The organism is Brevundimonas sp. AC546, assembly GCF_979258305.1.
The window spans coordinates 147,832-169,428 of sequence record NZ_OZ409849.1 but is presented as its reverse complement, the minus strand read 5'-3'; the positions used below and the strand labels follow the sequence as shown (position 1 = coordinate 169,428).

Genomic DNA, 21,597 nt, shown 5'->3' with positions numbered 1-21,597 from the left:
CCGCGGGGACGGGCGCTGGGCGAAAATGTTCAGGCGAGGATGATCCTCGCAGGCCCCCTATATGCTGCAAGTGCGAAGGTTTTTCAAGCTTATTGTGCAATGCAGCATATTATCGGTGATAACCTTGGTTGGCGGTTCAAATTCCCGTTGACGAGCGGTTAACCACCACGAAACCCGTGCTTCCTATGCTAACCCTTCCATCGCGTCGGCCGGGGGGCCTGTCGCGCCCTGCTCACTGAGGGTTGTACACCCATGATTGCTTTTCTCCGCCGTGGCCTGTTCGCCGTTCTCGCGCTTTCGCTGGTCCTGGGCGCGAACGTCAGACCGATTGAGGCCCAATCCCAGGAGAACAGTCGCTATGCCGCCATCGTCATAGACGCCGCGACCGGCGAGGTTCTGTTCGCGCGCAATGCCGACAGCCGCCGCTATCCGGCGTCCCTGACCAAGATGATGACCCTGTATCTGACGTTTGAGGCCCTTTCTCAGGGCAAGGCGAACGTGAACGACGTGCTGACGATCTCGCCGCGCGCCGCCTCGCAGCCGCCGTCGAAACTGGGCCTCGCCGCGGGCCAGACCATCACTCTGGACGACGCCATGCGCGCCACGGCCGTCCGATCCGCCAACGACATGGCCCTGGCCATTGGCGAGCATATCGGCGGTTCGGAAGCCCGCTTCACCAACATGATGACGTTGAAGGCGGAACAGCTGGGCATGAGCCAGACCCGCTATTACACCGCCAACGGCCTGCCCGACGCGCGCCAGCTGACCTCGGCGCGGGACCAGGCCATCCTGGCGCGCGCCATCATGCGAGATTTTCCACAATATTACAGCTACTTCGGTCTGCACGACTGGGCCTATAACGGGCGCAACTATCGCAACACCAACGGCCTGCTGCCCACCGGGCGCGGCTATGACGGCATGAAGACCGGATACACCAACGCGTCGGGCTACAACCTCGCCGCCTCGGCGGTGCGTGACGGGCGTCGGCTGATCACCGTCGTGCTGGGCGGCCGCTCGACCGCCAGCCGCAACGCCCATGTCGCCGAACTGATGGACACCGGTTTCGAGGTCGAACGCCGTCGCTCCCAAGGCGAGCGGATCCAGGTGGCCCAGACCTTCTTCGAACAGCGCGGCTTCGGCGTGGGCGGTGTATCGGCCGACGCCCCGATCGCCTACGCCTCGGTCAATGACGACGAAGACGGCATCGGCGCCGAATCCACCACCGCCGTCGCCTATACGGCGGCCCCTCCACCCGCAGCCCTGCCGGCCCGCGTCGCCCCCGCCCCGTCGGAACGCGCCGCCAACCAGCGCGCCGCCGCGACCGCCCAGGCCATCGGCCAGGCCGCAGCCTCGTCATCCAATAACCGCGCCCCCCACAACGTCACCGCCTCGCTGAATGGCGCGCCATCCAGCGCAGCCGTCGCGCCCTCGACCACGCCGCGTCGGGCGACCCCGCCCCCGGCGCGAGAGCCGGCCCGCGCCGCCGCCCGCACGCCCGCCGGACGCTGGGCCGTTCAGGTCGGCGCCTTCCGCGAGGAGAAGGTCGCCAACGACTGGCTGGCCGAGGTCAACCGTCGTTTCCGCACCCAGTTCGCCACCGCCGAGCGCAACGTTCAGACGGCCGGCGACTGGTATCGCTCGCGCTTCGTCGGCCTGACTGAAGCGGGGGCCAAGACCGCCTGCGAGGCCCTGGCTGAACGCCGTGTCACCTGCATGGTCATCGGCCCCGACTGAGGCGCTCAGGAGTGAGAACGAATGTTCTTGCTTTGTTCTGAATGATGTCGCATCGTCCTTCCCATGGAAACCGCCAAGGGAAGAGGCGCGCGTTCGAATGCCACCGGCCGCTACGAGCCTGAACAGCATCAGTCGTTCGACGACGGCTGGACACGCGACGACGCCGAGGCCGCGCCGCTGCGCACCACCCTCACCCCGGAGCATGCCCGCACCATCATCGCCCGGAACGACAGCCCGGACATCGGATTCGACCGCTCCATCAACCCTTACAAAGGTTGCGAACATGGCTGCATCTACTGTTACGCCCGTCCGTCCCATGCCTGGATGGGCCTATCCCCGGGCCTGGATTTCGAGAGCCGGATCTTCTTCAAGCCCCAGGCCGCAAGTCTGCTGGAACAGGCGTTCCTCGCACCCCGATACCGGTGCAAACGCATCCACATAGGCGGCAACACCGACCCCTATCAGCCGGTGGAGCGCGATCTGAAGTCGACGCGCTCGATCCTGGAGGTCATGCAGCGGTTCAACCACCCCTTCAGCATCATCACCAAGTCAGTGTTGATCGGGCGCGATGCCGACATCCTGGGTCCCATGGGCAAGGCGGGTCTGGCCTCGGCCTTCGTCTCCATCACTACGCTGGATCGCGGTCTGGCCCGCGCGATGGAGCCCCGCGCCTCGACCCCGGCGAAACGGCTAGAGGCCATCAGCCGCTTGGCGGATGCGGGCTGTCCCGTCGGTGTCGGGTTCGCGCCCGTCATCCCCGGCCTGAACGACCACGAACTGGAATCGATTTTGGAGGCGGCGGCCAAGGCTGGGGCGACACGGGCCATGTACGTCACCCTGCGCCTGCCGCTGGAGATCAAGGATCTGTTTCGCGAATGGCTGGCTGACGCCCGGCCGGACCGCGCCGCTCGCGTCATGTCCCTGATTCGCCAGACGCGCGGCGGCAAGGATTACGACGCCGACTGGTCCCAGCGCATGAAGGGAACCGGCCCTGTGGCCGAACTGATTGGCGCGCGGTTCAAGGCCGCCGTCAAACGCTATGGTCTCGATACGCCGCACCGCCTGCTGGATGAGACACAGTTCCGCGTGCCGGCCGACGCCCGGCCGCAGCTTGAGCTGTTTGGTTGATCAGTCGTCCGCCGCCGACGGATCGATGGCGCGGGTAACCAGGTCGCGCCAGGTCGGATCGGTATCGTCCACCAGATCGACATCCTCCATCAGGGCCACCGCCCCCTCCCCGTCCGGCAGGATCAGGCCAAGGATCTCCATCTCTTCGCCGTCTGGGCCGAGGTGGCTTTCGGCTTGCACCGCCACAGCTGCCTGCTCGCCATCCTCCTCCCACCAGATCACAGGTTGGGGCAGGTCCATGACGATGGGCCGGGGATCGTCCGTCTCCCCCAGGGCGAAGACCGCGCGGCGCGCCTGAACGTCGTCCAGCGTGGCGACCGCGCCGACGAACGGCTTCAGCCGCGTCCAGTCCTCGGCGTCGAAACCGCCGCCGTCCTGGTCGGTCTGATCGTCCATGGTCATCGTTTGAAAACTCCCACCAGTTCGACATGCGACGACCACAGGAACTGGTCGATCGGCGTCACCGTCTCCAACCCAAATCCGGCGTCGATCAGAACGCGGGCGTCGCGCGCAAAGGTCTGGGGATTGCACGACACCCCGACCACGACCGAGGCCTTGGTCGCAGCGATCTGAGCCGTCTGGTCGATGGCGCCGGCGCGCGGCGGGTCGAACACGATGGCGTCGCAACCCTTCAGATCATAGGGGTTCAGCGGACGCCGAAACAGATCGCGCGCCTCGGCCGTGATCGCCTTCATCCCCTTGGCCGAACCAACGGCGGCCTTCAGCGCCGCGATACCCGCCTTGGACGCATCCGCCGCGATCACCGGCGCCACGGTCGCCAGGGGGAAGGTGAAAGTCCCCGCGCCGCAGAACAGGTCGGCGATCTTCCTGGATCCCTTCACCGCCGCCATGGCGCGCGCGACCATGGCCTCTTCGGCCTGAGGCACGGCTTGCAGGAAACCGCCGGCCGGCAGGGACACGGTCGCGGGGCCGAACGCCACCATGGGCTGGCGCGCCATGACCAGGGTGTCGCCCGCCAGGCTGAGTCGCGCCAGATCGGCCCGGTGCGCGGCCTGGATCGCCTTCATCTGGGCGTCGGCGGACAGGCCCCCGCCCGAGCGCCGCTCGACCCCCGTCACATCGACGTCCAGTCCCGACAGCGTCCAGGTGACATGCAGCGTGGGCGCGGACTTGGGATGTTCGAAGAAGGCTGCGGCCACCTCGACCAGAGCCGGAATGGCCGCCACGATCCGGGGATCGGCGACCGGACAGGCCAGAACCTCGACCAGCCGCCACGACCGCCGCGCCTTGAACCCCAGCACCATCCGCCCGTCCTGGGTCCGGCGGGCATGCAGCGCCACGCGGCGGCGCGTTCCCGGCGGCGTGGCCACCGTCGCCTCAATCTCGGTCTCGACCCCCTCGCGCGCCAGCGCCAACCGCACCTGCTCGCGCTTCCAGTCCAGATACGGTCCTTCGGACCAGTGTTGCAGCGAACACCCGCCGCAGTCGCCGTATTGCGGCGAAACCGGCGCGATGCGGTCAGGGCTTGGGGTGACGATCTCGACCTGTTCAAGCCGGCCGTCCACGATCGCGCCGCGCACCGTCTCGCCCGGCAGAGTCAGGCCGGCGAAGACCGGCCCTGACGGCGTCTGGGCGATGCCGTCGCCCTGGCCGCCGACGCGGTCGATGGTGAAGATGTCCATCGGCGGGCTTCTAGCCGCGCGCCCCGCGTCGCTCAACCCACACGCCGTCTCGCGGATGTGATGGCGGGCCCGCAAAGATGAACGAAGATGAACGCGCCGATCAATTGCCGTTCAGCTTCGCGGTCGTAAATCTCATTGCAACGAGACACGAGGCTTTGCCGTTAACGATTGACGGAAACCGTTCGGTCCTCAGAGGGTTGGAAAAATGCGTCTCACCAAAACATCGCTCGCCGCCGTCGCCGCCCTGGCGCTCGGCGTCACGGCCGCCCCGCTCACGGCGTCGGCGCAAGTCTATTACGGCAACGGCTATAGCCAGAACTACGGCACCGGCTCTTATGCTCCGTCCTACAACTACGGGCGCGGCCAGTCCTATGATCCCTGCTCGCGTGAACGCCAAGGCCGCACCGGCGCCGGCGCTGTGATCGGTGGCGGCGCGGGCGCCGTCATCGGCTCGCAACTGGCCGCACGCGGTCGCCGCACCGAAGGCAGCATCCTGGGCGGCGTGCTCGGCGCCGTGGTCGGTTCGCAGGTCGGTCGTTCCAACTCCGACGCCTGCCGCAGCTATCAGAGCAGCTATGGCCAAAACGGCTACTATGCCCAAGGCTATAGCCAGCCCAGCTACTACGATGATCGCTACACCGGCGATCAGGGCTATCGCTACGACGATTACAGCCGTCGCGACGACTATGCCTATGACCGTGGCGCCTACGACGACCGCTCGCGCCCGGTCGAATCCTATCAGAATTCAGACGGATGCCGTCTGGCCGAAAGCCAGGTCCGTCTGCCCGATGGTCGCACGGACACCCGCTACGTTCGCACCTGCCCCGACCAGTACGGCCGCTATCGCGTCGTCGATTAATTTTCAGCCCCCCTGTCGATCGACGACGTGACGGAGCCGCCGGAGGAGCAATCCTCCGGCGGTTTCTCTTTTTTCTAAGGGGCTATCGGCCTTCGGCCTACTTGAGCCCCGTGTTGGGGCTATCGCGCGTCGCGCGACTTGAGCCGGGTCAGTGGGAATTCTTCGCCCACAGCAGAAACTCGACATTGCCGTCGCCGCCCGTGATCGGGCTTTCGGTCGTCGCCTGCACCGCCCAGCCCAGCGCCTCCAGCCAGTCGCGCACCCGCGACACAGCCGCAGTATGAGCCGCCGCGTCCTTGATCACGCCCTTCTTGCCGCCGCCGGGTCCGTCGGCCTCGAACTGCGGCTTGACCAGGGTGACCAGGTCCGCATCCGGCGCCGCGAGATCGAGCGCTGCGGTCAGAACCTTGACCAGGCTGATGAAACTGGCGTCGCAAACGATCAGCGACGGCGATTGAGGGATCAGATCGGTCGTCAGGTCGCGTGCATCCGTCCGCTCCAGCGACACCACGCGCGGATCCGCCGATACCCGCTCGTGCATCTGGCCGAAACCGACATCGACGGCGAACACCTTCGCCGCACCACGATCCAGCAGCACCTCGGTGAAGCCGCCGGTGGACGCTCCGACATCCAGCGCCACCCGCCCCTCGACCGCCACGGGCCACAGGGTCAGGGCGTGGTCCAGCTTCAGCGCTCCTCGCCCGACCCAGCGGTGGGCGGGTTGGGCGTCAATCGCCGCGTCGTCTGCAAACTGCTCGGACGGCTTCTTCACCACCAGGCCGTTGGCGAGCACCAGCCCCGCCTCGATCGCCGCCCGCGCCTGGGACCGGCTTTCGAACAGGCCGCGCGTCACCAGTAACTGATCGATCCGCGCCTTCATGTCCTTGGATCGAGAGAAGAAGGATTCACAGCGACGCCAGACGCGCCAACGCCGCCTGCAGCTTGACCTTGCCGGCCTCGGCCTCGGCCAGTTTGGCGCGCTGTTCGTCCACGACTTCCGGCGCGGCGCGCGACACGAAGTTGGGGTTGCCCAGCTTCTTGTTCACATGGCCGATGTCGCTGTCGAAGGCGGCGATTTCCCTTTCCAGCCGTGCGCGTTCGGCGGTCAGGTCGATGATGCCGGCCAGCGAAAGCGCGACCGTCGATCCGCCCGAGACGAAGGTCACTGCCCCGGTGGGTGCGGCGTCCGCCGATCCGACCTCGGACACGCGGCCCAGGGTCAGGATCAGGTCGCGGTGGCGTGCGAGCCGTTCAGCCGTGACGGGGTCCGGCGCGACGAAGGCCAGCGGCGGCTTGGCCGACGGCGGCACGTTCATCTCGGCGCGCAGTCCCCGGATCTCGCCGACCAGATCGACCAGCCAGCCGATCTCGGCCTCGGCCGAGGCGTCGATGAAGGCGTCCGGCAGGATCGGCCATTCGGCGCCGATCAGCAGGCTTTCACGCGCGGGGCCTTCCCTGCCCAGTTCGGCCCACAGTTCCTCCGTGATGAAGGGCATGACCGGATGGAGCAGCTTCAAGGTCTGATCCAGCGTCCAGGCGGTCATGGCCCGCGTCTCGGCCTTGGCCGCTTCGTCCGCGCCGTTGAACACCGGCTTGGCCAGTTCCAGATACCAGTCGCAGAAGACGTTCCAGACGAACCGGTACAACGCCCCCGCCGCATCGTCGAACCGCCCACCCTCGATGGCCTCGGACACCGCCCGCTCGGCCTTGGTCAGTTCGCCACGGATCCAGCGGTTGATCGTCTGTTCGACCGCCGCCGGATCGAAGCCCTCGACGCGTTGCACCTCGTTCATCTGGCTGAAGCGGGCGGCGTTCCACAGCTTGGTGCCGAAGTTGCGGTATCCCTCGATCCGCTGCTTCGACAGCTTGATGTCGCGCGTGCCCGACAGGATGGCCATGGTGAAGCGCAGCGGATCGGCACCCAGTTCGTCGATGATGCTCAGGGGGTCGATGACGTTCCCCTTGGATTTGCTCATCTTCTGGCCCTTCTCGTCGCGGACCAGCCCATTGATGATGACCCGCTTGAACGGGACCTCGCCCATGAAATGCTGGCCCATCATCATCATCCGGGCGACCCAGAAGAAGATGATGTCGGCCGCCGTGACCAGATCGCTGGTCGGATAGAACCGCTCCAGATCCTCGGTCTTCTCGGGCCATCCCATGGTGGAGAACGGCCACAGGGCCGAGCTGAACCATGTGTCCAGGACGTCCTCGTCCTGGGTCAGGGCGACCTCGGAATCATAGTCCGACATCGCCTGTTCGCGGGCGTCCTCTTCCGTCTCGGCGACATAGATCTCGCCGTTCGGGCCGTACCAGGCCGGGATCCGGTGACCCCACCACAGCTGGCGCGAAATGCACCACGGCTCGATGTTGCGCAGCCATTCGAAATAGATTTTCTCGTAGGACTTCGGCTCGAACACCGTGTCGCCCTGCTCCACCGCCTTCAGCGCGGGCTGGGCCAAGACCTTGGCGTCGACGTACCACTGGTCCGTCAGCCATGGCTCGATGACGACGCCGGAGCGGTCGCCGTGCGGGACGACGTGCTTGGTCTTCTCGATCTCGCGCAGCCAGCCCTCTTCTTCGGCCCGGGCGACGATGGCCTTGCGCGCGGCGAAGCGGTCGAGGCCGACGTATTCAGCAGGGACGTCGGGCGTGTCGTCTCCGGTTATGCGGCCGAAGGCGTCGAGGATGTTCAGCGACGGCAGACCCGCCCGCTTGCCAACCCCGAAGTCGTTGAAGTCATGCGCGGGCGTGATTTTCACCGCGCCCGAGCCCTTGGTCGGGTCGGCATAGTCGTCGGCGACGATGGAGATGCGGCGACCGACGATGGGCAGGGTCACGAACTTGCCGACCAGCCCGGCGTAGCGTTCATCCTCGGGGTGGACCGCCACGCCGGTGTCGCCCAGCATGGTCTCCGGCCGGGTCGTGGCGACGACGATGAAGTCGCGCGTCTCCCATTCCGTGGCCTTGCCGTCCTCGTCGAAAGCGATGGGGTGTTCGTAGGTGACGGGCTTTCCGTCTTCATCGGGGGCCAGCGGATAGGCGAAATGCCAGTATGCGCCGTCTACCTCGCGCTGTTCGACCTCCAGATCCGAGATCGCGGTCTGGAAATGCGGGTCCCAGTTCACCAGCCGCTTGTCGCGATAGATCAAGCCTTCCTTGTGCAGTTGCACGAAGACCTTGCGCACGGCGGCGTTCAGCCCCTCGTCCAGGGTGAACCGCTCGCGCGACCAGTCGCAAGACGCGCCCAGGCGACGCAGTTGCTGGACGATGGCGCCGCCGCTCTCGGCCTTCCATTCCCAGACCTTTTCGATAAAGGCGTCACGGCCCATGTCGCGCCGGCTGATATTGCCGGCTGCGGCCATCTGGCGTTCGACCACCATCTGGGTGGCGATACCGGCGTGGTCGGTGCCGGGCAGCCACAGCACCGCCTTGCCCTTCATCCGGTGATAACGGGCCAGGATGTCCTGCAGGGTGTTGTTCAGCGCGTGGCCGACGTGCAGGCTGCCGGTCACGTTCGGCGGCGGAATGACGATCGAATAGGCGTCGGCGGCGCCATCGGTCGCGGCGGCGGCGCGCGGCGCGAACAGGCCGCTGTCTTCCCACTGGGCGTACAGACGGGGCTCGGCGGCCTTGGGTTCGAATGTCTTTTCAAGCATGGGACTTCTTTGATCGTTGTCGTGCGGCGCAAGCGGCGCGGCCGCACGGGGCCTCGAATGACAAAGGGCGGCCCCAGCAGGAGCCGCCCTTCGATTAGTCTGCGGTGAAGCGAAGGGCTAGGCGCTGCGCGCGATGCGTTCGACTTCCTTTTGTACCGCCGCCTGAACGATGCCGGGCAAATTGGCATCCAGCCAGTCCTTTAGTAGGGGCCGGAGCATCTCGCCGACCATGGCCTCGACGGTGTTGCCGCTGAGGAAAGGCAGGTCGCCCGACGCGGCCTGGGCCGGCTCCGGCTTCTTGAAGGACGCGGCCAGGCCGGCGAAGGCCGAGGCGGCGCTGGCGGCCGCGCTGTCGCCGACCAGGGTGTCATAAGAGGGCGCGGGCTCGGCCGCCGATTCGGCATAGACGGGCGCGGGTTCGGGCTCGGGCTGATAGGGCTCGGGCGTGTGTTCGACCACGTCCAGGTCGCCGATGGTTTCGGCCGGCGCCTCATAACGGTCTGTCAGCTCCAGCACGTCGTCCTCGACGGCGGCGGGTTCCGGCGTCGGCTCGACCGGTGCGGCGAAGATGGTCTCGGCCGCCAACGGCTCGGGCACCGGTTCAGGCGTGGCTTCAGGCGCAGCCGCAGCGGGCGTCTCGGCCGGAGCGTCGTCTTCGGAGATGATCCGGCGAATCGACGCCAGGATCTCTTCCATGGTCGGTTCCTGGGCGGACTGATCGGTCATGGCGCAACCTTGGGCGAGGCCTGGGAAGAAGTTGGCTTACGGAACGCTCCGCACGCCGCGAAAGGCGGGTTCCGAACGACGGATCGTCCGGGACCTTGAGCCTTGTCGTCGCATCTTCGCCCGTCGGAATCAACGGGCGGTTTCAGTCCGTATTCGCCGTTCGTCAGTTCTGCGGCGCGGTGCGAACGACCTCGCCTTTCAGCTGGGCGTCGATCGGCGCATCGGCGGCGTCGGCGGCCGCGACGATCGGCGGCGAGGCCACGCGGTCCAGCGTCTCGATCACACCGTCCCAAGGCAGGCCGCCACGCCCCTTGACCCGGTCGTAGTTGGTCGCGGGATCATAAGCGTCGAGGGTGGGATTCAGCGCGGGGCCTTCCAACTGGCCCATGGCGGCCAGCAGCGAGGCGCGGGCGACATATTCGGCGGCGCGGGCGTTGGCCACGGCGGTTTGCGAGCTGCGCAGCGTCAGTTCCTGGTTCAGCACGTCCAGCGTGGTGCGCAGGCCGACCTGGGCCTCCTGACGAACGCCCTCGGCGGCGACCGAGGCGGCGCGGACAGCTTCGGTTCCGGCCGAGACGGTGGCGCGGGTCGACAGAACCTGGGCGTAGGCCGAGCTGACATTCTGCAACACTGTGCGGCGCTCGCCCTCGATGGCGATCTGGGCGGCGTTGGCGCGCTCCAGCGCCTGGGCGACGCGCGAGCGGTTCAGGCCGCCTGTGAACAGCGGCACCGACAGGGTGGCCCCGGCGGTGAAGCTGCGACGGTCGGCCAGTTCGCCCAGATCACCCAAATCATTGGTCGATCCGCCATAAGACGCTGTGGCGCGAACCGACGGCAGATATTCGGAGCGAGCGGCGGCGACGGCGGCCTCTGCGCCTTGCAGCGTGTAGGTCGCCGACAGCACGGCCGGGTTCCGTTGCAGCGCGGTCTCGATGGCGACGTCGAAATCGGTCGGCACGGCCGGCAGGGCCGGCGCGGCTTCCAGATCGGCAGGCGACTGGCCCACGACGGCGGCATAGGCGGCGCGCGAGGTGGACAGCTGGGCCTGAGCGTTGGCCAGGTCGGCCTCCGACTGCGCCTGCGAGGCCTCGGCCTGGGCCACGTCGGTGCGGGTGATCTCGCCGACCTCGAAGCGGGCGCTGGTCTCTTCCAGCTGACGCTGCAGCACGGTCAGGTTTTCCTGGCGGATGCGCAGGATTTCCATGTCGCGGGTGACGTTCACATAGGCCTGGATGACCGACAGCATCACCGATTGTTCGATCTCGCGCAGGTTCTCGCGGCCGGCCAGGACGCTGGCGCGGGCCTGGTCGATGGCGCGCGAGGTGCGGCCTGCGGTCCAGATGTTCTGGCTCAGGCTGACCCCGACATTGGCGCCGTCGGTCTCGGACGAGGACGACGAGACCTGGGTGTCCGGCACCCCATCGTTGTTCGTATCGACGAACTGGGTCACGGTGGGGAAGTCGCTGCGGGTGTAATCCACGCCCGCCGAGGCGCTGAGCGTCGGACGCAGGCCCGAGCGGGCCTGGACCACAGTCTCATCCAGCGCGCGCTGGTTGGCACGCTGGGCCAGCAGGTTGGGATTGGTCCGGTACGCCAGGGCTATCGCGTCCTGAAGCGTCTCGGCCCAGGCAGGCGCGCCCAGTCCGGTCATCACGGCGACCACTGCGGCCGAAGCCAGCACACGCGAGCGTTTCAACATTGTCCGTCCTTGCCTGACGCCCCCCGAGGAACGCCCGAATGTTATCTCAAGCGTAACTGCGGCCTGACCGAACCACACGCCAGTTAAGTTTTCTTCACGGTTGCGAACGGGATTTCCGTCGCAACCGCGTGTCTCTTGGTCTTACAGCGCGAAAGTGGGGGCCGGCGTCAGCTCGGCAAGGACCGACGGCGACGAATCGAACAGTTCGCGTCGCGACAGCCCTTCGCGCGTCTGCACATACAGGGCCGCCTTGCCGATGGCGCCGCGTCGTTCCACCACGACGATACGACCGCCGGGCCGCAGGGCGTCGCCCCACGATTCGGGCAGGCTCTGCACGCCGCCCTCGGAAATGATCAGGTCCCAGCCCTCGCCCGCGGGCTGGGCCAAAGGCGCGACGACCGTCGTCACGCCCTCGGCCGCCAGGGCCTCGCCGACCACGGCGAAGACGGCGTCGTCCGATTCCTGGGCGGTAACCGTCACGCCCATGCGCGACAGCAGGGCGGCGGCGTAAGGAGCGGCGATGGCCAGGGCCTTTTCGCCTGTCCGCGCATCGGCGGCTTGCAGCAGTTTGGCGACATCGCGGGCGGGCATCAGGCGACGCGCGCCGGCGATGACGACCGATTCTTCGGAATAGGCGGCGAAGGCGCGGTCGGGCGCGCAGTACGATTCACGCGGCACGGCCATCATGGCCAGGTGAATCGCGCGATCCGTCACGTCGTTCACCCGCACCTGCGAGTCGACCATAGCCTTGCGCTCTGCGGTGAAATCCATCTGTAGGGCAGCCTTCAACGATAATCCGGGAGGAAAACTCGCGCGCTTATAGGTCCGTGCGTTGCAGCGGACAATCCGATCTGATAGCGAACGCCCCTCGCGATGACCGCCCCCGAGATTTCGGGGACAAAAAGCGGCCTGATGGCGGAGTGGTGACGCAGAGGACTGCAAATCCTTGCACCCGGGTTCGATTCCCGGTCAGGCCTCCATCGCGACGATACGGACGAAGGCCGCCCCTCGGGGCGGCCTTCGCGTTTCCGGTCTCAATCAGAATGAGCCGTCGTCGTAAGATGATGCAGGGCCACCGCGCTGGTGGCGGCGACGTTCAGCGAATTGAATCCCCCCGCCATGGCGATGCCGATGGGTCGGCAGCGGTCGATCAGCTCTTTCGGGAGCCCCGGCCCCTCCGACCCCAGCACAAGCGCGACCGGCCCCAAGCGCCGATAGTCCGAAAGGCGCTCTGTCGCCGACGGCGTCAGGGCCAGCACCTCGACGCCCGCCTGTTGCAAGGCATCCACGATGACCGCCGCCTCGGCGATGGCGAACGGCGTGCGCAACGCCGCCCCGACCGAGACGCGAATGGCTTTGCGATAGAAGGGATCGCAGCAGGTCGCATCCAGCAGCACAGCCCTGGCCCCGAAGGCGGCGGCGTTTCTGAACAGCCCGCCCATATTGTCGTGATTGCCGATGCCGCTGGCGACGACGAACACATCATGAGGCCTCACATCCGCCAGCAGCTCGGCCAGCGACGGCGGCGCGGGCTTTTCGCCCAAGGCCAATATACCCCGGTGCAGTTCGAACCCTGCGATCCGGTCCAGCACCGGCTGGCGCGCCACATAGACGGGCGTCGCAGGCGGCAGGGCCTGAATCACATGTGTCAGAGCCGCCACTCTCTTCTCGGCCAGCAGCAGAGACAGCGGCCGACAGCGCGACGCCGCCGACGCCAGCCCACGCACCACCACCTCCCCTTCGGCGACGAACAGGCCCTGGCGGCCCGTCAGATCGCGTTCGCGGATGTCTCGATAGGCCGCGACACGCGGGTCTTCGGGATCGTCGATAATTATCGGGTCGATTTGCTCAATTTCCCATTGCAAGATCAGAACACGCGCTGCTATAGGCCCGCCTCCCGAGCATGTTCCGCGGTAGCTCAGTGGTAGAGCAGCCGACTGTTAATCGGCTGGTCGTAGGTTCGAATCCTACCCGCGGAGCCACTCGGGAGTAAAGGCCGCCGTTCCTACAGGCCTCTGATCTAAAACCCCTTTCAGACAAGCAATATTCGCCAGGCATTGCCCGTCGGGCTGCTTGTGATCGTGCGCTCCCCCGTCCGCCATCAAGCGCCGCGCCGTGGTGTCGCTTTGACGCCTCTCTTGCCAGTTCGTAGGTGTCGCAGGCGTCGAACCATGCTCAACCTTGAGCGTTCGGCCATGCCGCTCGCGAGACTTCGGAGAGACGCCCCGCCTCAATGTCCATCAGCTTCCTCCTCGTCGTCATTCTCGTCCTGCCCTTCCTCGGCGCCATCGTCGCGTCCGGCCTGCCGCGTCACGCGCGCACGTCCGCCGCCATCCTGTCGTGGGTCGTGGCCCTGGTCAGCCTGGGATGTCTGGCGGCGTTGTGGCCGATGTTCCAGGACGGGGAGACGCTGCGCTACGAGATCCCCTGGCTGCCGTCGCTGGGGGTCAATCTGGTGCTGCGGCTGGACGGGCTGTCGTGGCTGTTCAGCGCCCTGATCCTGGGGATCGGGGCCTTGGTGGTGCTGTACGCCCGTTACTACATGTCGCCGAAGGACCCGGTGCCGCGCTTCTTCTCCTTCCTGCTGGCCTTCATGGGCGCGATGCAGGGTGTGGTGCTGTCGGGCAACCTGATCCAGCTGGTGGTCTTCTGGGAGCTGACCAGCCTCTTCTCCTTCCTGCTGATCGGCTATTGGCACCAGAATTCGGCCGCGCGCGAGGGTTCGCGCATGGCCCTGACGGTCACGGCGACGGGTGGGATCGCGCTGCTGGTCGGCATGATCCTGATCGGGCGAATCGTCGGCAGCTATGATCTGGATGTCGTGCTGGCGTCGCGCGAAGTGATCCAGGCCAGTCCGCTGTATCTGCCCGCCCTGATCCTGCTGCTGCTCGGCGCCATGACGAAGAGCGCCCAGTTCCCCTTCCACTTCTGGCTGCCGCGCGCCATGGCCGCGCCGACGCCGGTTAGCGCCTATCTGCATTCCGCAACCATGGTGAAGGCGGGCATCTTCCTGCTGATCCGGTTCTGGCCCGTCTTTTCTGGAACCGAGAGCTGGTATCTGATCGTCGGCGGCATGGGTCTGGCGACCCTGTTGCTGGGCGCCTGGTGCGCCATCTTTCAGCATGATCTGAAGGGCCTGCTTGCCTATTCGACCATCAGCCACCTGGGGCTGATCGTACTGTTGCTGGGGCTGGGAAGCCCGCTGGGCTGTATCGCCGCCATCTTCCACACCGTGAACCACGCCACCTTCAAGGCGTCCCTGTTCATGGCCGCCGGCATCATCGACCACGAAGCGGGCACCCGAGATATGAGGAAGCTCAGCGGCCTGTTCCGCTTCATGCCCTTCACGGCGACCCTGGCCATGGTGGCGGCGGCGGCCATGGCGGGCGTGCCGCTGCTGAACGGTTTCCTGTCCAAGGAGATGTTCCTGGCCGAGGCGGTGGCCAGCGTGAACACCCACGGACTGAACCTGCTCCTGCCCGCCTTGGCGACCTTGGCCAGCGCGTTCAGCGTCCTGTATTCGCTGCGCTTCATCCACACGACCTTCTTCGGCCCGCCGCCGACCAAGCTGGACCGCGTCCCGCATGAGCCGGTCGCCTGGATGCGGCGTCCGGTCGAGGTGCTGGTGGCCCTGTGCCTGGTCGTGGGCATCTTCCCGGCCGTAACGGTGGGCCCCTTCCTGAAGAGCGCGGCCGTCTCGGTGCTGGGCTTCGACCTGCCCTATTACAGCTTGGCCCTGTGGCACGGGTTCAACCTCCCGCTGGTGCTGAGCCTCATCGCCCTGGCGGGGGGCGTGGGCCTGTATGTCGTCTTCGGCAAACGGATCAACGCCAATCCACGCGGCGGCCCGTGGGGCTGGAAACGTCTGAACGGCGGTTGGCTGTTCGAGCGCGCCATGACCGGCCTGTTCAAGGGGTCGGAAACCCTGATCCGGCTGTTCGGGGCGACGCGACAACAGCCGCAGTTGCGCGCCATCGTCCTGGTCGCCTTGCTGGCAGGAGGCTTAGCCGCCCTCGGCGCGGGCCTGATCATCAAGCCGGTCATTCCGACGCCTGATCTGGCGAGCTGGGCCTTCGCGGGTTTGTGGCTGGTCGGCGCCAGTTGCGCCGTCGCGGCGGCCTGGCAGGCGAAGTATCACCGGCTGGCGGCCGTCGTCCTGATGGGCGGGGCAGGCCTAGCCAGTTGCCTGTCCTTCGTCTGGCTCTCGGCGCCGGACCTTGCCGTGACCCAGTTGCTGGTCGAAGTCGTCACCACCGTCCTGCTGCTGCTGGGCCTGCGCTGGCTGCCCAAACGGCTGGAAACTATCCGCCTGCCTCAGGCGATGGAGCGGCGTTCGCGTCGCCGCCGTCGCATCGACCTGATCATCGCCGCCGCCGTCGGCGCCGCCTTGGCCGCCATATCCTATGCCATCATGACCCGGCCTTCGGTCGAGGGGATTTCGCGCTTCTTCGTCGAGCACGCCTACAAGGACGCGGGCGGGCGCAACATCGTCAACGTCATCCTGGTCGACTTCCGCGCCTTCGACACCTTCGGCGAGATCACGGTCCTGGGCATCGTCGGCCTGACCGTCTTCGCCCTGCTGCGCCGCTTCCGCCCGGCCGACGACACTTTGTCGGGGCCCAGCCAGCAGCGCGTCCAGAACGCCTCGGATCGGGATCACGAGACGCGGTCTGAGGGCGACACGCTGAAGGAGACCATGCTGATCCCCCGCGTGGTTATGCGCTGGATCTTCCCCTTCATCATCCTGTTGGCGGTCCACCTGTTCCTGCGCGGACATGACCTGCCGGGCGGCGGATTCGCGGCTGGCGTGGCCCTGTCGATCGCCTTCATCCTGCAATACATGGCCTCGGGCGCGCGGTGGGTGGAGGAACGGCTGGCCATCCGGCCCATCTTCTGGATCGGCGCCGGCCTGGTGATCGCCGCACTCAGCGGGATCGGGTCGTGGCTGTTCGGCTACCCGTTCCTGACCTCCTGGTTCCAGTATGCCGACCTGCCGATCCTGGGTCGCGTGCCCTTGGCCAGCGCGGTGCTGTTTGACCTGGGCGTGGTGGTCCTGGTCGTCGGCGCCACCGTCCTGACCTTGGTCGCCCTGGCGCACCAGTCGCTGCGCAAGCCCAAACAAAGAAATGCGGAGGAAGGAGAGCCGTCATGATGGAACTGGTTCTCGCCCTCGCCATCGGGGTGCTGGCCGCATCGGGGGTCTGGCTGATGCTGCGGCCCCGCACCTTCCAGGTGATCATGGGCCTGTCGCTGCTGTCCTATGCGGTCAACATCTTCATCTTCGCCATGGGACGGCTGAAGTCGGGCGCCCCGCCGGTGCTGGCGGGCGAGGTCTCCGATCCTGCGCGCTATGCCGACCCGACGCCCCAAGCCCTTGTCCTGACCGCAATCGTCATCAGCTTCGCCCTGACGGCCCTGTTTTTGGTGGTCATTCTGGCCGCGCGCGGCATCACCGGCAGTGACCATGTCGACGGCAAGGAGCCTGACGCATGACCGATTGGCAAAGCCATCTGATCATCGGCCCCATCGTCCTGCCGATGACCATCGCCTCGGCCATGCTGCTGGTGGACGAGCGCCGCCGCATCCTGAAGGCCTCGCTCAGCCTGGCCGCCATGGCGGCCATTCTGGTCATGGCCCTGATCCTGCTGCACGAAAGCGCCAATGGCGCGGTGGGCGGCGGCGACACCGCGCGGGTCTATCGTCTGGGATCATGGGCCGCGCCCTATGGCGTCGTCCTGGTCGCCGACCGCCTGTCGACGATGATGGTGGCCCTGACCAGCGTCCTGGGCGGCTGCGCCCTGATCTTCGCCCTGGCGCGGTGGGACCGGGCCGGGCCGCGTTTCCACGCCCTGTTTTTGCTGTTGATAATGGGGGTGAACGGCGCGCTTCTAACCGGCGACCTGTTCAACCTGTTTGTCTTCTTCGAGGTGATGCTGGCCGCCTCCTACGGCCTGGCCCTGCACGGCTCGGGCGAGGCCAGGGTGCGGGCGGGCGTGATCTATATCGCCGTCAACCTGACCGCCTCCCTGCTGTTCCTGATCGGGGTCAGCCTGATCTATGGGGTGACGGGCACGCTCAACATGGCCGATCTGGCGACGCGGGTTCCGACCATTGCGGCGGAGGACCTGGGCCTGTTTCACATCGGGGCGGCAGTGTTGGGCACGGCCTTCCTGATCAAATGCGCCATGTGGCCCGTGGGTTTCTGGCTGACCTCGACCTATTCGGCCGCCAGCGCCCCGGCGGCGGCGGTCTTCGCCATCCTGTCCAAGGTCGGGGTCTATGTGATCATCCGCCTCAGCCTGCTGCTGTTCGGCGCCGGCGCAGGCGCATCCGCCGGGTTCGGCCTGACCTGGCTGATGTTCGGCGGCCTGGCGACCATCGCATTCGGCACCTTCGGCCTGATCGCCTCGCGCGATCTGTCCCGCGCCGCAGGGTTCGGGGTGATGATCTCGTCGGGCACCGTGCTGGCGATCCTGGGCGTCGGCGACACGGCGGCCCTCAGCGGCGCGCTCTTCTATCTGATCGGCTCGACCCTGGCCTGCGCCACCCTGTTCCTGCTGGCCGAAATCCTTCAGCGCGGACGTGAGGCCGATGTGGGCGAGGCGCGCGCCGTCTTCGACGACGAATATCGCGATCCCTTCGATGACGAGGAACGCAACGAGCCCGGCCTGGTCATTCCGGCGGCGGTGGCGGCCCTGGGCGGGGCCTTCCTGATCTGCACCCTGATGGTAGCGGGGATGCCGCCCCTGGCGGGCTTCATCGGCAAGTTGTCGATGATCGACGCTCTGGTCAGCGTCGGCGGCCCGGCGCAGTGGACGCTGGCAGCGGTGCTGTCGGTGTCCAGTCTCGGCGCCCTGATCGGCCTGACCCGCCTGGGCGTCGGCGCCATCTGGACCCGCGACGAGGATGCGCCGGCGTTCGTCGTGGGCGCGGCCGAGCTGACGGCGGTCGCCGCCCTGCTCGGCGCCTGTGTGTTTCTGGCCATCTTCGCTGGGTCCGCGCTGATCTACACAGACCATACGGCCGCCTGGCTGGCCGAGCCGCAGGGCTACATCCACGCCGTCCTGGGCGGAGGCGGCCGATGAGACGCATCCTGCCCCACCCCGTCCTGTCGCTGGGCCTGTTCGTCGCCTCGATCCTGCTCAGCGCCTCGGTCGCCCCGCCTTCGCTGCTGCTGGCCCTGCTGCTGGCCTTGCTGGCGCCGATCATAATGCTGACCCTGGGGGTGGATCGCGTGCGGCTGAAGGCGCCCAAGGCCATGGCGCGCCTGGCCATCGACGTCATCGGCGACGTGGTGCGTTCAAACTGGGCGGTGTCGCAGATCATCCTGGGTCGTCGTCGTCACGAGCGGACATCCGGCTTCATCCATATCCCGCTTGACCTGCGCGACCGATACGGCCTGGCGGTCCTGGCCATCATCGTCACCTCGACGCCCGGCACCCTGTGGGTCGAGTATGAGTCCGCGACCGGCCGGCTGCTGCTGCATGTGCTCGATCTGGTGGACGAAGAGACCTGGGTGCGGCTGATCAAGGACCGCTACGAGCGCCGGCTGATGGAGATCTTCGAATGACGGCGGCGGTGCTGACCTGGGGCCTGGGTCTGGCCCAGTTGATGCTGATCTGCGCCATAGGCCTGGCGGCGTGGCGGATCATCCACGGCCCGCGCGCCCAGGATCGCGTGCTCGGCATGGACACGCTCTATCTGAACGGCATGCTGCTGGTCGTGGTGTTCGGCATCCGCACCAACAGCCAGCTCTATTTCGAGGCCGCCCTGGTGATCGGCATGCTGGGCTTCGCCGCCACCGTGGCCCTGGCCAAGTTCCTGATGCGCGGCGAGGTGATCGAATGACCCAGGCTGAAGTTCCTGCATGGGCCGCCTTCGTCGTCGTGGGACTGGCGGTCGCCGGCTCGGCCCTGTCGCTGCTGGGCGCGGTCGGCCTGACGCGGCTGAAAACCTTCTACGAGCGTGTCCACGCCCCGACCCTGGGGGCGACCCTGGGCATGGCGCTGGTGCTGGCGGCGTCGGTGGTGTGGTTCACGACAGTCGAGCGGCGCTTCATGCCGCGAGAAATCCTGATCGGCCTGTTCCTGACCGTCACCACGCCGGTCACCCTGATCCTTCTGGCCCGCGCCGCCCTGTTCCGCGACCGCACGGAAAAGACGAAAGACACGCCCGACAAGGGCTGAGCTTTGATCAAAAAAGAAGCCCGGCGGGGGCGCCGGGCTGAAACAAGGTTCGGTGATGGTGTCCCTGAGGACGATCCTCTTAGTTAACCGAATTGGTTTCCAGGGCGTTAACGCCACGATCCGGCAGCCATGTTGATTGGCGGTCATTCGGCGCCACAGGCCAGGTGATCCGCCAGCCCTGCCCCGCTCGCTCGATGACAAACCCCGTCGCCCCGCCCGCGCCGGGATAGTCGACGCTCTTGCCGTTCACCGTGATCGTCGCAGCGCCTGACTGCCCTGTGACGGCGCGCCACCGCCCGCGCCCGATCGCCGTCGCCGTCACGCCGACGCCATTGATGGTCACGACAGGCGCCGTGTTTTCCGCCTGACCCGACGCCATAAGCGTTGCGCCGTCCGAATCCATCGCGTCCAAACCGCCCGCGCCGTCCAGACGGACGGTCGGCTGGCCCGCGGCGATCAGCACGACAGGCCCCGCTCCGCCCTGGATCACCACCAATGTCTCGGGCGAGACGGCGGCGTCCTCGCCCACCTGCACCTCGGGCGTGAACCGCACATCGCCGTGCAGGGGCGGCAGCCGAAGCTCGAATCGGCCCGCCCCGTCCGCGCTGGCGGCCACAGCAGCCGCACCCGGCGCACGCAGCACGACACGCGCATTCGGACCTGCCGCCCCGCGCACGACCAGCACCCCGCCGTCACGTGTCACACCGTCGATCAGCGGCGGCCGGACCCAAGGCGACGCTTCGTCCGCCCCTGTCGGCCCCGCCACGCCGCCCTGCGGATCGGAACAGGCGGCCGCAGCCAGGACCGCGACACACGCGACGATCATCCGACGTTTCATCCTTCGCCTCTACGATATAGGACTGGCGACCCAGCGGCTTGAGCCTGTGTTAGCTTGAGCGCCGTCGGTTTGGCCATGGCCAGGCCGAGTATTCGTTTTCTTCGAGGCCCCATGTCCCTGCCCCCCGTTTCGTTCCTGCCGTTCGACGGCTCTTCCGTCTGCCTGTTCTGCGGCGCCTCCGAGACCGCCGATCCTTCCTACACCGAGGCGGCCTATGCTTTCGGCAAGGCGACGGCCGAGGCGGGCTGGCGGCTGGTCTATGGCGGCGGCGGCGTGGGCCTGATGGGCGCATCGGCGCGCGGCGCGCATGAAGCGGGCGGCCGGGTCGTCGGCATCATGCCGGCCTTCCTGCGCAGCCGCGAACGCCTGTTCGACGAGGTCGAGACCGTCGTTGTCACCTCGATGCACGAACGCAAACAGTTGATGTACGATCAGTCCGACGCCTTCGTGGTCGCCCCCGGCGGCATCGGCACCCTGGAAGAGGTCGTCGAACTGCTGTCGTGGAAGCGGCTGGACTTGCACCACAAGCCGGTTGTCTTTTTAAACCTTAACGGCTTCTGGAACGGCTTCTTCGCCCTGATGAAGCACAGCGTCGAGGAAGGCATGACCCCGCCTTCGTTCCTCGACGCCTGGACGGTCGCCGACACGGTCGAAGAGGCGATGGCCCAGGTTCAAGCCGGTGGCGACGTGCCGCAGTTGAAACATGATCAGCGGTAAGTGATCGTCGCTAATATTCGCGCGACTACGTATTGACAGTTTTTATGGAAAACTGACATTGGGGCGCAGCGGCATGCCGCCGTTCTTCATTTCGGAGAGTTTTTCATGCGCGCCCTGCTCATCGCCGCAGCCCTGTTCGCCGCCGCTCCGGCCGTCGCCCAGTCGCCGGCCGCCACCAGCCTGACCCTCGCGGACGCCGCCAAAGCCCCTGCCCGCGCCACCATCATCGACGGCGCACGCTGGTCCTGCGAAGGCGCGACCTGCACGGCCGCCGGTGGCACGGAACAGCCCGCCACGCGCGCCTGCCGTCGTGTGGTTCAGAAGTTCGGCCCGGTGACCGCCTTCTCCTATAAGGGCGTCGAACTCAGCGCCGACGAACTGGCCGTCTGCAACGCCTAATGAAGCGTG

General features: G+C 66.9%; 20 protein-coding genes and 2 tRNA genes. 13 read left to right on the top strand and 9 right to left on the bottom strand.

Translation table 11 applies throughout. The features are described 5' to 3' along the window. Positions 1 to 252 precede the first annotated feature (252 nt). Positions 253 to 1,734 carry a D-alanyl-D-alanine carboxypeptidase gene (locus ACZZZD_RS00865; protein WP_463431736.1) on the top strand — a complete coding sequence of 494 codons (1,482 nt, stop codon included), beginning with the start codon at positions 253 to 255 and terminating at the stop codon, positions 1,732 to 1,734. A gap of 63 nt (positions 1,735 to 1,797) precedes the next feature. Beyond that, the gene (locus ACZZZD_RS00860) at positions 1,798 to 2,862 is read left to right on the top strand and encodes a PA0069 family radical SAM protein (RefSeq protein ID WP_463431734.1); all 1,065 of its coding nucleotides are present in this window, start codon (positions 1,798 to 1,800) and stop codon (positions 2,860 to 2,862) included. Here ACZZZD_RS00860 and ACZZZD_RS00855 read toward each other — a convergent pair whose 3' ends face one another. Both ACZZZD_RS00855 and ACZZZD_RS00850 read right to left on the bottom strand, forming a co-directional pair. Further along, positions 2,863 to 3,258, bottom strand: a complete 396-nt coding sequence (locus ACZZZD_RS00855) for a hypothetical protein (RefSeq protein WP_463431732.1) — start codon at positions 3,256 to 3,258, stop codon at positions 2,863 to 2,865. It lies immediately after the preceding gene. A gap of 2 nt (positions 3,259 to 3,260) precedes the next feature. Continuing rightward, positions 3,261 to 4,505 (bottom strand): class I SAM-dependent RNA methyltransferase, encoded by a 1,245-nt coding sequence (locus ACZZZD_RS00850; RefSeq protein ID WP_463431730.1) that lies wholly within the window; start codon positions 4,503 to 4,505, stop codon positions 3,261 to 3,263. Positions 4,506 to 4,710: 205 nt separating this feature from the next. Here ACZZZD_RS00850 and ACZZZD_RS00845 point away from each other — a divergent pair, with 205 nt between their 5' ends. Continuing rightward, the gene (locus ACZZZD_RS00845) at positions 4,711 to 5,364 is read left to right on the top strand and encodes a glycine zipper 2TM domain-containing protein (protein ID WP_463431728.1); all 654 of its coding nucleotides are present in this window, start codon (positions 4,711 to 4,713) and stop codon (positions 5,362 to 5,364) included. Positions 5,365 to 5,512: 148 nt separating this feature from the next. On the opposite strand, the gene ACZZZD_RS00840 is transcribed toward ACZZZD_RS00845, so the two are convergent. The 5 genes from ACZZZD_RS00840 to ACZZZD_RS00820 all read right to left on the bottom strand — a co-directional run bounded on the left by ACZZZD_RS00840 (position 5,513) and on the right by ACZZZD_RS00820 (position 12,219). Then, the gene (locus ACZZZD_RS00840) at positions 5,513 to 6,244 is read right to left on the bottom strand and encodes a TlyA family RNA methyltransferase (protein ID WP_463431726.1); all 732 of its coding nucleotides are present in this window, start codon (positions 6,242 to 6,244) and stop codon (positions 5,513 to 5,515) included. A gap of 25 nt (positions 6,245 to 6,269) precedes the next feature. Beyond that, positions 6,270 to 9,023, bottom strand: a complete 2,754-nt coding sequence (locus ACZZZD_RS00835) for a valine--tRNA ligase (RefSeq protein ID WP_463431724.1) — start codon at positions 9,021 to 9,023, stop codon at positions 6,270 to 6,272. Between the two features lie 117 nt (positions 9,024 to 9,140). After that, complete coding sequence (locus tag ACZZZD_RS00830; protein WP_463431722.1) at positions 9,141 to 9,749, bottom strand: DUF2497 domain-containing protein; 609 nt, start codon at positions 9,747 to 9,749, stop codon at positions 9,141 to 9,143. A gap of 163 nt (positions 9,750 to 9,912) precedes the next feature. Beyond that, positions 9,913 to 11,448 carry a TolC family outer membrane protein gene (locus ACZZZD_RS00825; RefSeq protein WP_463431720.1) on the bottom strand — a complete coding sequence of 512 codons (1,536 nt, stop codon included), beginning with the start codon at positions 11,446 to 11,448 and terminating at the stop codon, positions 9,913 to 9,915. A gap of 141 nt (positions 11,449 to 11,589) precedes the next feature. Continuing rightward, positions 11,590 to 12,219, bottom strand: coding sequence for a protein-L-isoaspartate O-methyltransferase family protein (locus ACZZZD_RS00820; protein ID WP_463431718.1), 630 nt, complete (start codon positions 12,217 to 12,219; stop codon positions 11,590 to 11,592). Between the two features lie 135 nt (positions 12,220 to 12,354). On the opposite strand from ACZZZD_RS00820, the gene ACZZZD_RS00815 reads away from it, so the two are divergent. Then, a tRNA-Cys gene (locus ACZZZD_RS00815) sits at positions 12,355 to 12,428 on the top strand. Positions 12,429 to 12,482: 54 nt separating this feature from the next. Here ACZZZD_RS00815 and ACZZZD_RS00810 read toward each other — a convergent pair. Beyond that, entirely contained in the window at positions 12,483 to 13,313 is an 831-nt protein-coding gene (locus ACZZZD_RS00810) for a TrmH family RNA methyltransferase (RefSeq protein ID WP_463431716.1), read from the bottom strand. 42 nt (positions 13,314 to 13,355) lie between these two features. On the opposite strand from ACZZZD_RS00810, the gene ACZZZD_RS00805 reads away from it, so the two are divergent. The 7 genes from ACZZZD_RS00805 to mnhG all read left to right on the top strand — a co-directional run bounded on the left by ACZZZD_RS00805 (position 13,356) and on the right by mnhG (position 19,634). Beyond that, positions 13,356 to 13,430, top strand: a tRNA-Asn gene (locus ACZZZD_RS00805). Positions 13,431 to 13,681: 251 nt separating this feature from the next. Next, positions 13,682 to 16,600, top strand: coding sequence for a monovalent cation/H+ antiporter subunit A (locus ACZZZD_RS00800; RefSeq protein WP_463431714.1), 2,919 nt, complete (start codon positions 13,682 to 13,684; stop codon positions 16,598 to 16,600). Then, on the top strand, positions 16,597 to 16,941 hold the full coding sequence (locus tag ACZZZD_RS00795; protein WP_463431712.1) for a Na+/H+ antiporter subunit C: 345 nt from the start codon (positions 16,597 to 16,599) through the stop codon (positions 16,939 to 16,941). Before ACZZZD_RS00800 ends, ACZZZD_RS00795 begins: the two co-directional genes overlap by 4 nt. Beyond that, positions 16,938 to 18,533 (top strand): monovalent cation/H+ antiporter subunit D, encoded by a 1,596-nt coding sequence (locus ACZZZD_RS00790; protein ID WP_463431710.1) that lies wholly within the window; start codon positions 16,938 to 16,940, stop codon positions 18,531 to 18,533. Before ACZZZD_RS00795 ends, ACZZZD_RS00790 begins: the two co-directional genes overlap by 4 nt. Then, positions 18,530 to 19,018 (top strand): Na+/H+ antiporter subunit E, encoded by a 489-nt coding sequence (locus tag ACZZZD_RS00785; protein ID WP_463431708.1) that lies wholly within the window; start codon positions 18,530 to 18,532, stop codon positions 19,016 to 19,018. Before ACZZZD_RS00790 ends, ACZZZD_RS00785 begins: the two co-directional genes overlap by 4 nt. Further along, positions 19,015 to 19,296 carry a K+/H+ antiporter subunit F gene (locus tag ACZZZD_RS00780; protein ID WP_205681316.1) on the top strand — a complete coding sequence of 94 codons (282 nt, stop codon included), beginning with the start codon at positions 19,015 to 19,017 and terminating at the stop codon, positions 19,294 to 19,296. Before ACZZZD_RS00785 ends, ACZZZD_RS00780 begins: the two co-directional genes overlap by 4 nt. After that, on the top strand, positions 19,293 to 19,634 hold the full coding sequence (mnhG, locus tag ACZZZD_RS00775; RefSeq protein WP_463431705.1) for a monovalent cation/H(+) antiporter subunit G: 342 nt from the start codon (positions 19,293 to 19,295) through the stop codon (positions 19,632 to 19,634). Before ACZZZD_RS00780 ends, mnhG begins: the two co-directional genes overlap by 4 nt. A gap of 79 nt (positions 19,635 to 19,713) precedes the next feature. On the opposite strand, the gene ACZZZD_RS00770 is transcribed toward mnhG, so the two are convergent. Further along, positions 19,714 to 20,472, bottom strand: a complete 759-nt coding sequence (locus ACZZZD_RS00770) for a hypothetical protein (protein ID WP_463431703.1) — start codon at positions 20,470 to 20,472, stop codon at positions 19,714 to 19,716. A gap of 111 nt (positions 20,473 to 20,583) precedes the next feature. Here ACZZZD_RS00770 and ACZZZD_RS00765 point away from each other — a divergent pair, with 111 nt between their 5' ends. Both ACZZZD_RS00765 and ACZZZD_RS00760 read left to right on the top strand, forming a co-directional pair. Beyond that, entirely contained in the window at positions 20,584 to 21,189 is a 606-nt protein-coding gene (locus tag ACZZZD_RS00765; protein WP_159845085.1) for an LOG family protein, read from the top strand. A gap of 105 nt (positions 21,190 to 21,294) precedes the next feature. After that, complete coding sequence (locus ACZZZD_RS00760) at positions 21,295 to 21,588, top strand: CC_3452 family protein (protein ID WP_463431700.1); 294 nt, start codon at positions 21,295 to 21,297, stop codon at positions 21,586 to 21,588. The last annotated feature ends 9 nt before the right edge of the window (positions 21,589 to 21,597 follow it).

Coding starts and splice junctions, on each gene's coding strand:
- ACZZZD_RS00865 (WP_463431736.1), top strand. CDS start 253: ATGATTGCTTTTCTCCGCCGTGGCCTGTTCGCCGTTCTCGCGCTTTCG.
- ACZZZD_RS00860 (WP_463431734.1), top strand. CDS start 1,798: ATGGAAACCGCCAAGGGAAGAGGCGCGCGTTCGAATGCCACCGGCCGC.
- ACZZZD_RS00855 (WP_463431732.1), bottom strand. CDS start 3,258: ATGGACGATCAGACCGACCAGGACGGCGGCGGTTTCGACGCCGAGGAC.
- ACZZZD_RS00850 (WP_463431730.1), bottom strand. CDS start 4,505: ATGGACATCTTCACCATCGACCGCGTCGGCGGCCAGGGCGACGGCATC.
- ACZZZD_RS00845 (WP_463431728.1), top strand. CDS start 4,711: ATGCGTCTCACCAAAACATCGCTCGCCGCCGTCGCCGCCCTGGCGCTC.
- ACZZZD_RS00840 (WP_463431726.1), bottom strand. CDS start 6,244: ATGAAGGCGCGGATCGATCAGTTACTGGTGACGCGCGGCCTGTTCGAA.
- ACZZZD_RS00835 (WP_463431724.1), bottom strand. CDS start 9,023: ATGCTTGAAAAGACATTCGAACCCAAGGCCGCCGAGCCCCGTCTGTAC.
- ACZZZD_RS00830 (WP_463431722.1), bottom strand. CDS start 9,749: ATGACCGATCAGTCCGCCCAGGAACCGACCATGGAAGAGATCCTGGCG.
- ACZZZD_RS00825 (WP_463431720.1), bottom strand. CDS start 11,448: ATGTTGAAACGCTCGCGTGTGCTGGCTTCGGCCGCAGTGGTCGCCGTG.
- ACZZZD_RS00820 (WP_463431718.1), bottom strand. CDS start 12,219: ATGGATTTCACCGCAGAGCGCAAGGCTATGGTCGACTCGCAGGTGCGG.
- ACZZZD_RS00800 (WP_463431714.1), top strand. CDS start 13,682: ATGTCCATCAGCTTCCTCCTCGTCGTCATTCTCGTCCTGCCCTTCCTC.
- ACZZZD_RS00795 (WP_463431712.1), top strand. CDS start 16,597: ATGATGGAACTGGTTCTCGCCCTCGCCATCGGGGTGCTGGCCGCATCG.
- ACZZZD_RS00790 (WP_463431710.1), top strand. CDS start 16,938: ATGACCGATTGGCAAAGCCATCTGATCATCGGCCCCATCGTCCTGCCG.
- ACZZZD_RS00785 (WP_463431708.1), top strand. CDS start 18,530: ATGAGACGCATCCTGCCCCACCCCGTCCTGTCGCTGGGCCTGTTCGTC.
- ACZZZD_RS00780 (WP_205681316.1), top strand. CDS start 19,015: ATGACGGCGGCGGTGCTGACCTGGGGCCTGGGTCTGGCCCAGTTGATG.
- mnhG (WP_463431705.1), top strand. CDS start 19,293: ATGACCCAGGCTGAAGTTCCTGCATGGGCCGCCTTCGTCGTCGTGGGA.
- ACZZZD_RS00770 (WP_463431703.1), bottom strand. CDS start 20,472: ATGAAACGTCGGATGATCGTCGCGTGTGTCGCGGTCCTGGCTGCGGCC.
- ACZZZD_RS00765 (WP_159845085.1), top strand. CDS start 20,584: ATGTCCCTGCCCCCCGTTTCGTTCCTGCCGTTCGACGGCTCTTCCGTC.
- ACZZZD_RS00760 (WP_463431700.1), top strand. CDS start 21,295: ATGCGCGCCCTGCTCATCGCCGCAGCCCTGTTCGCCGCCGCTCCGGCC.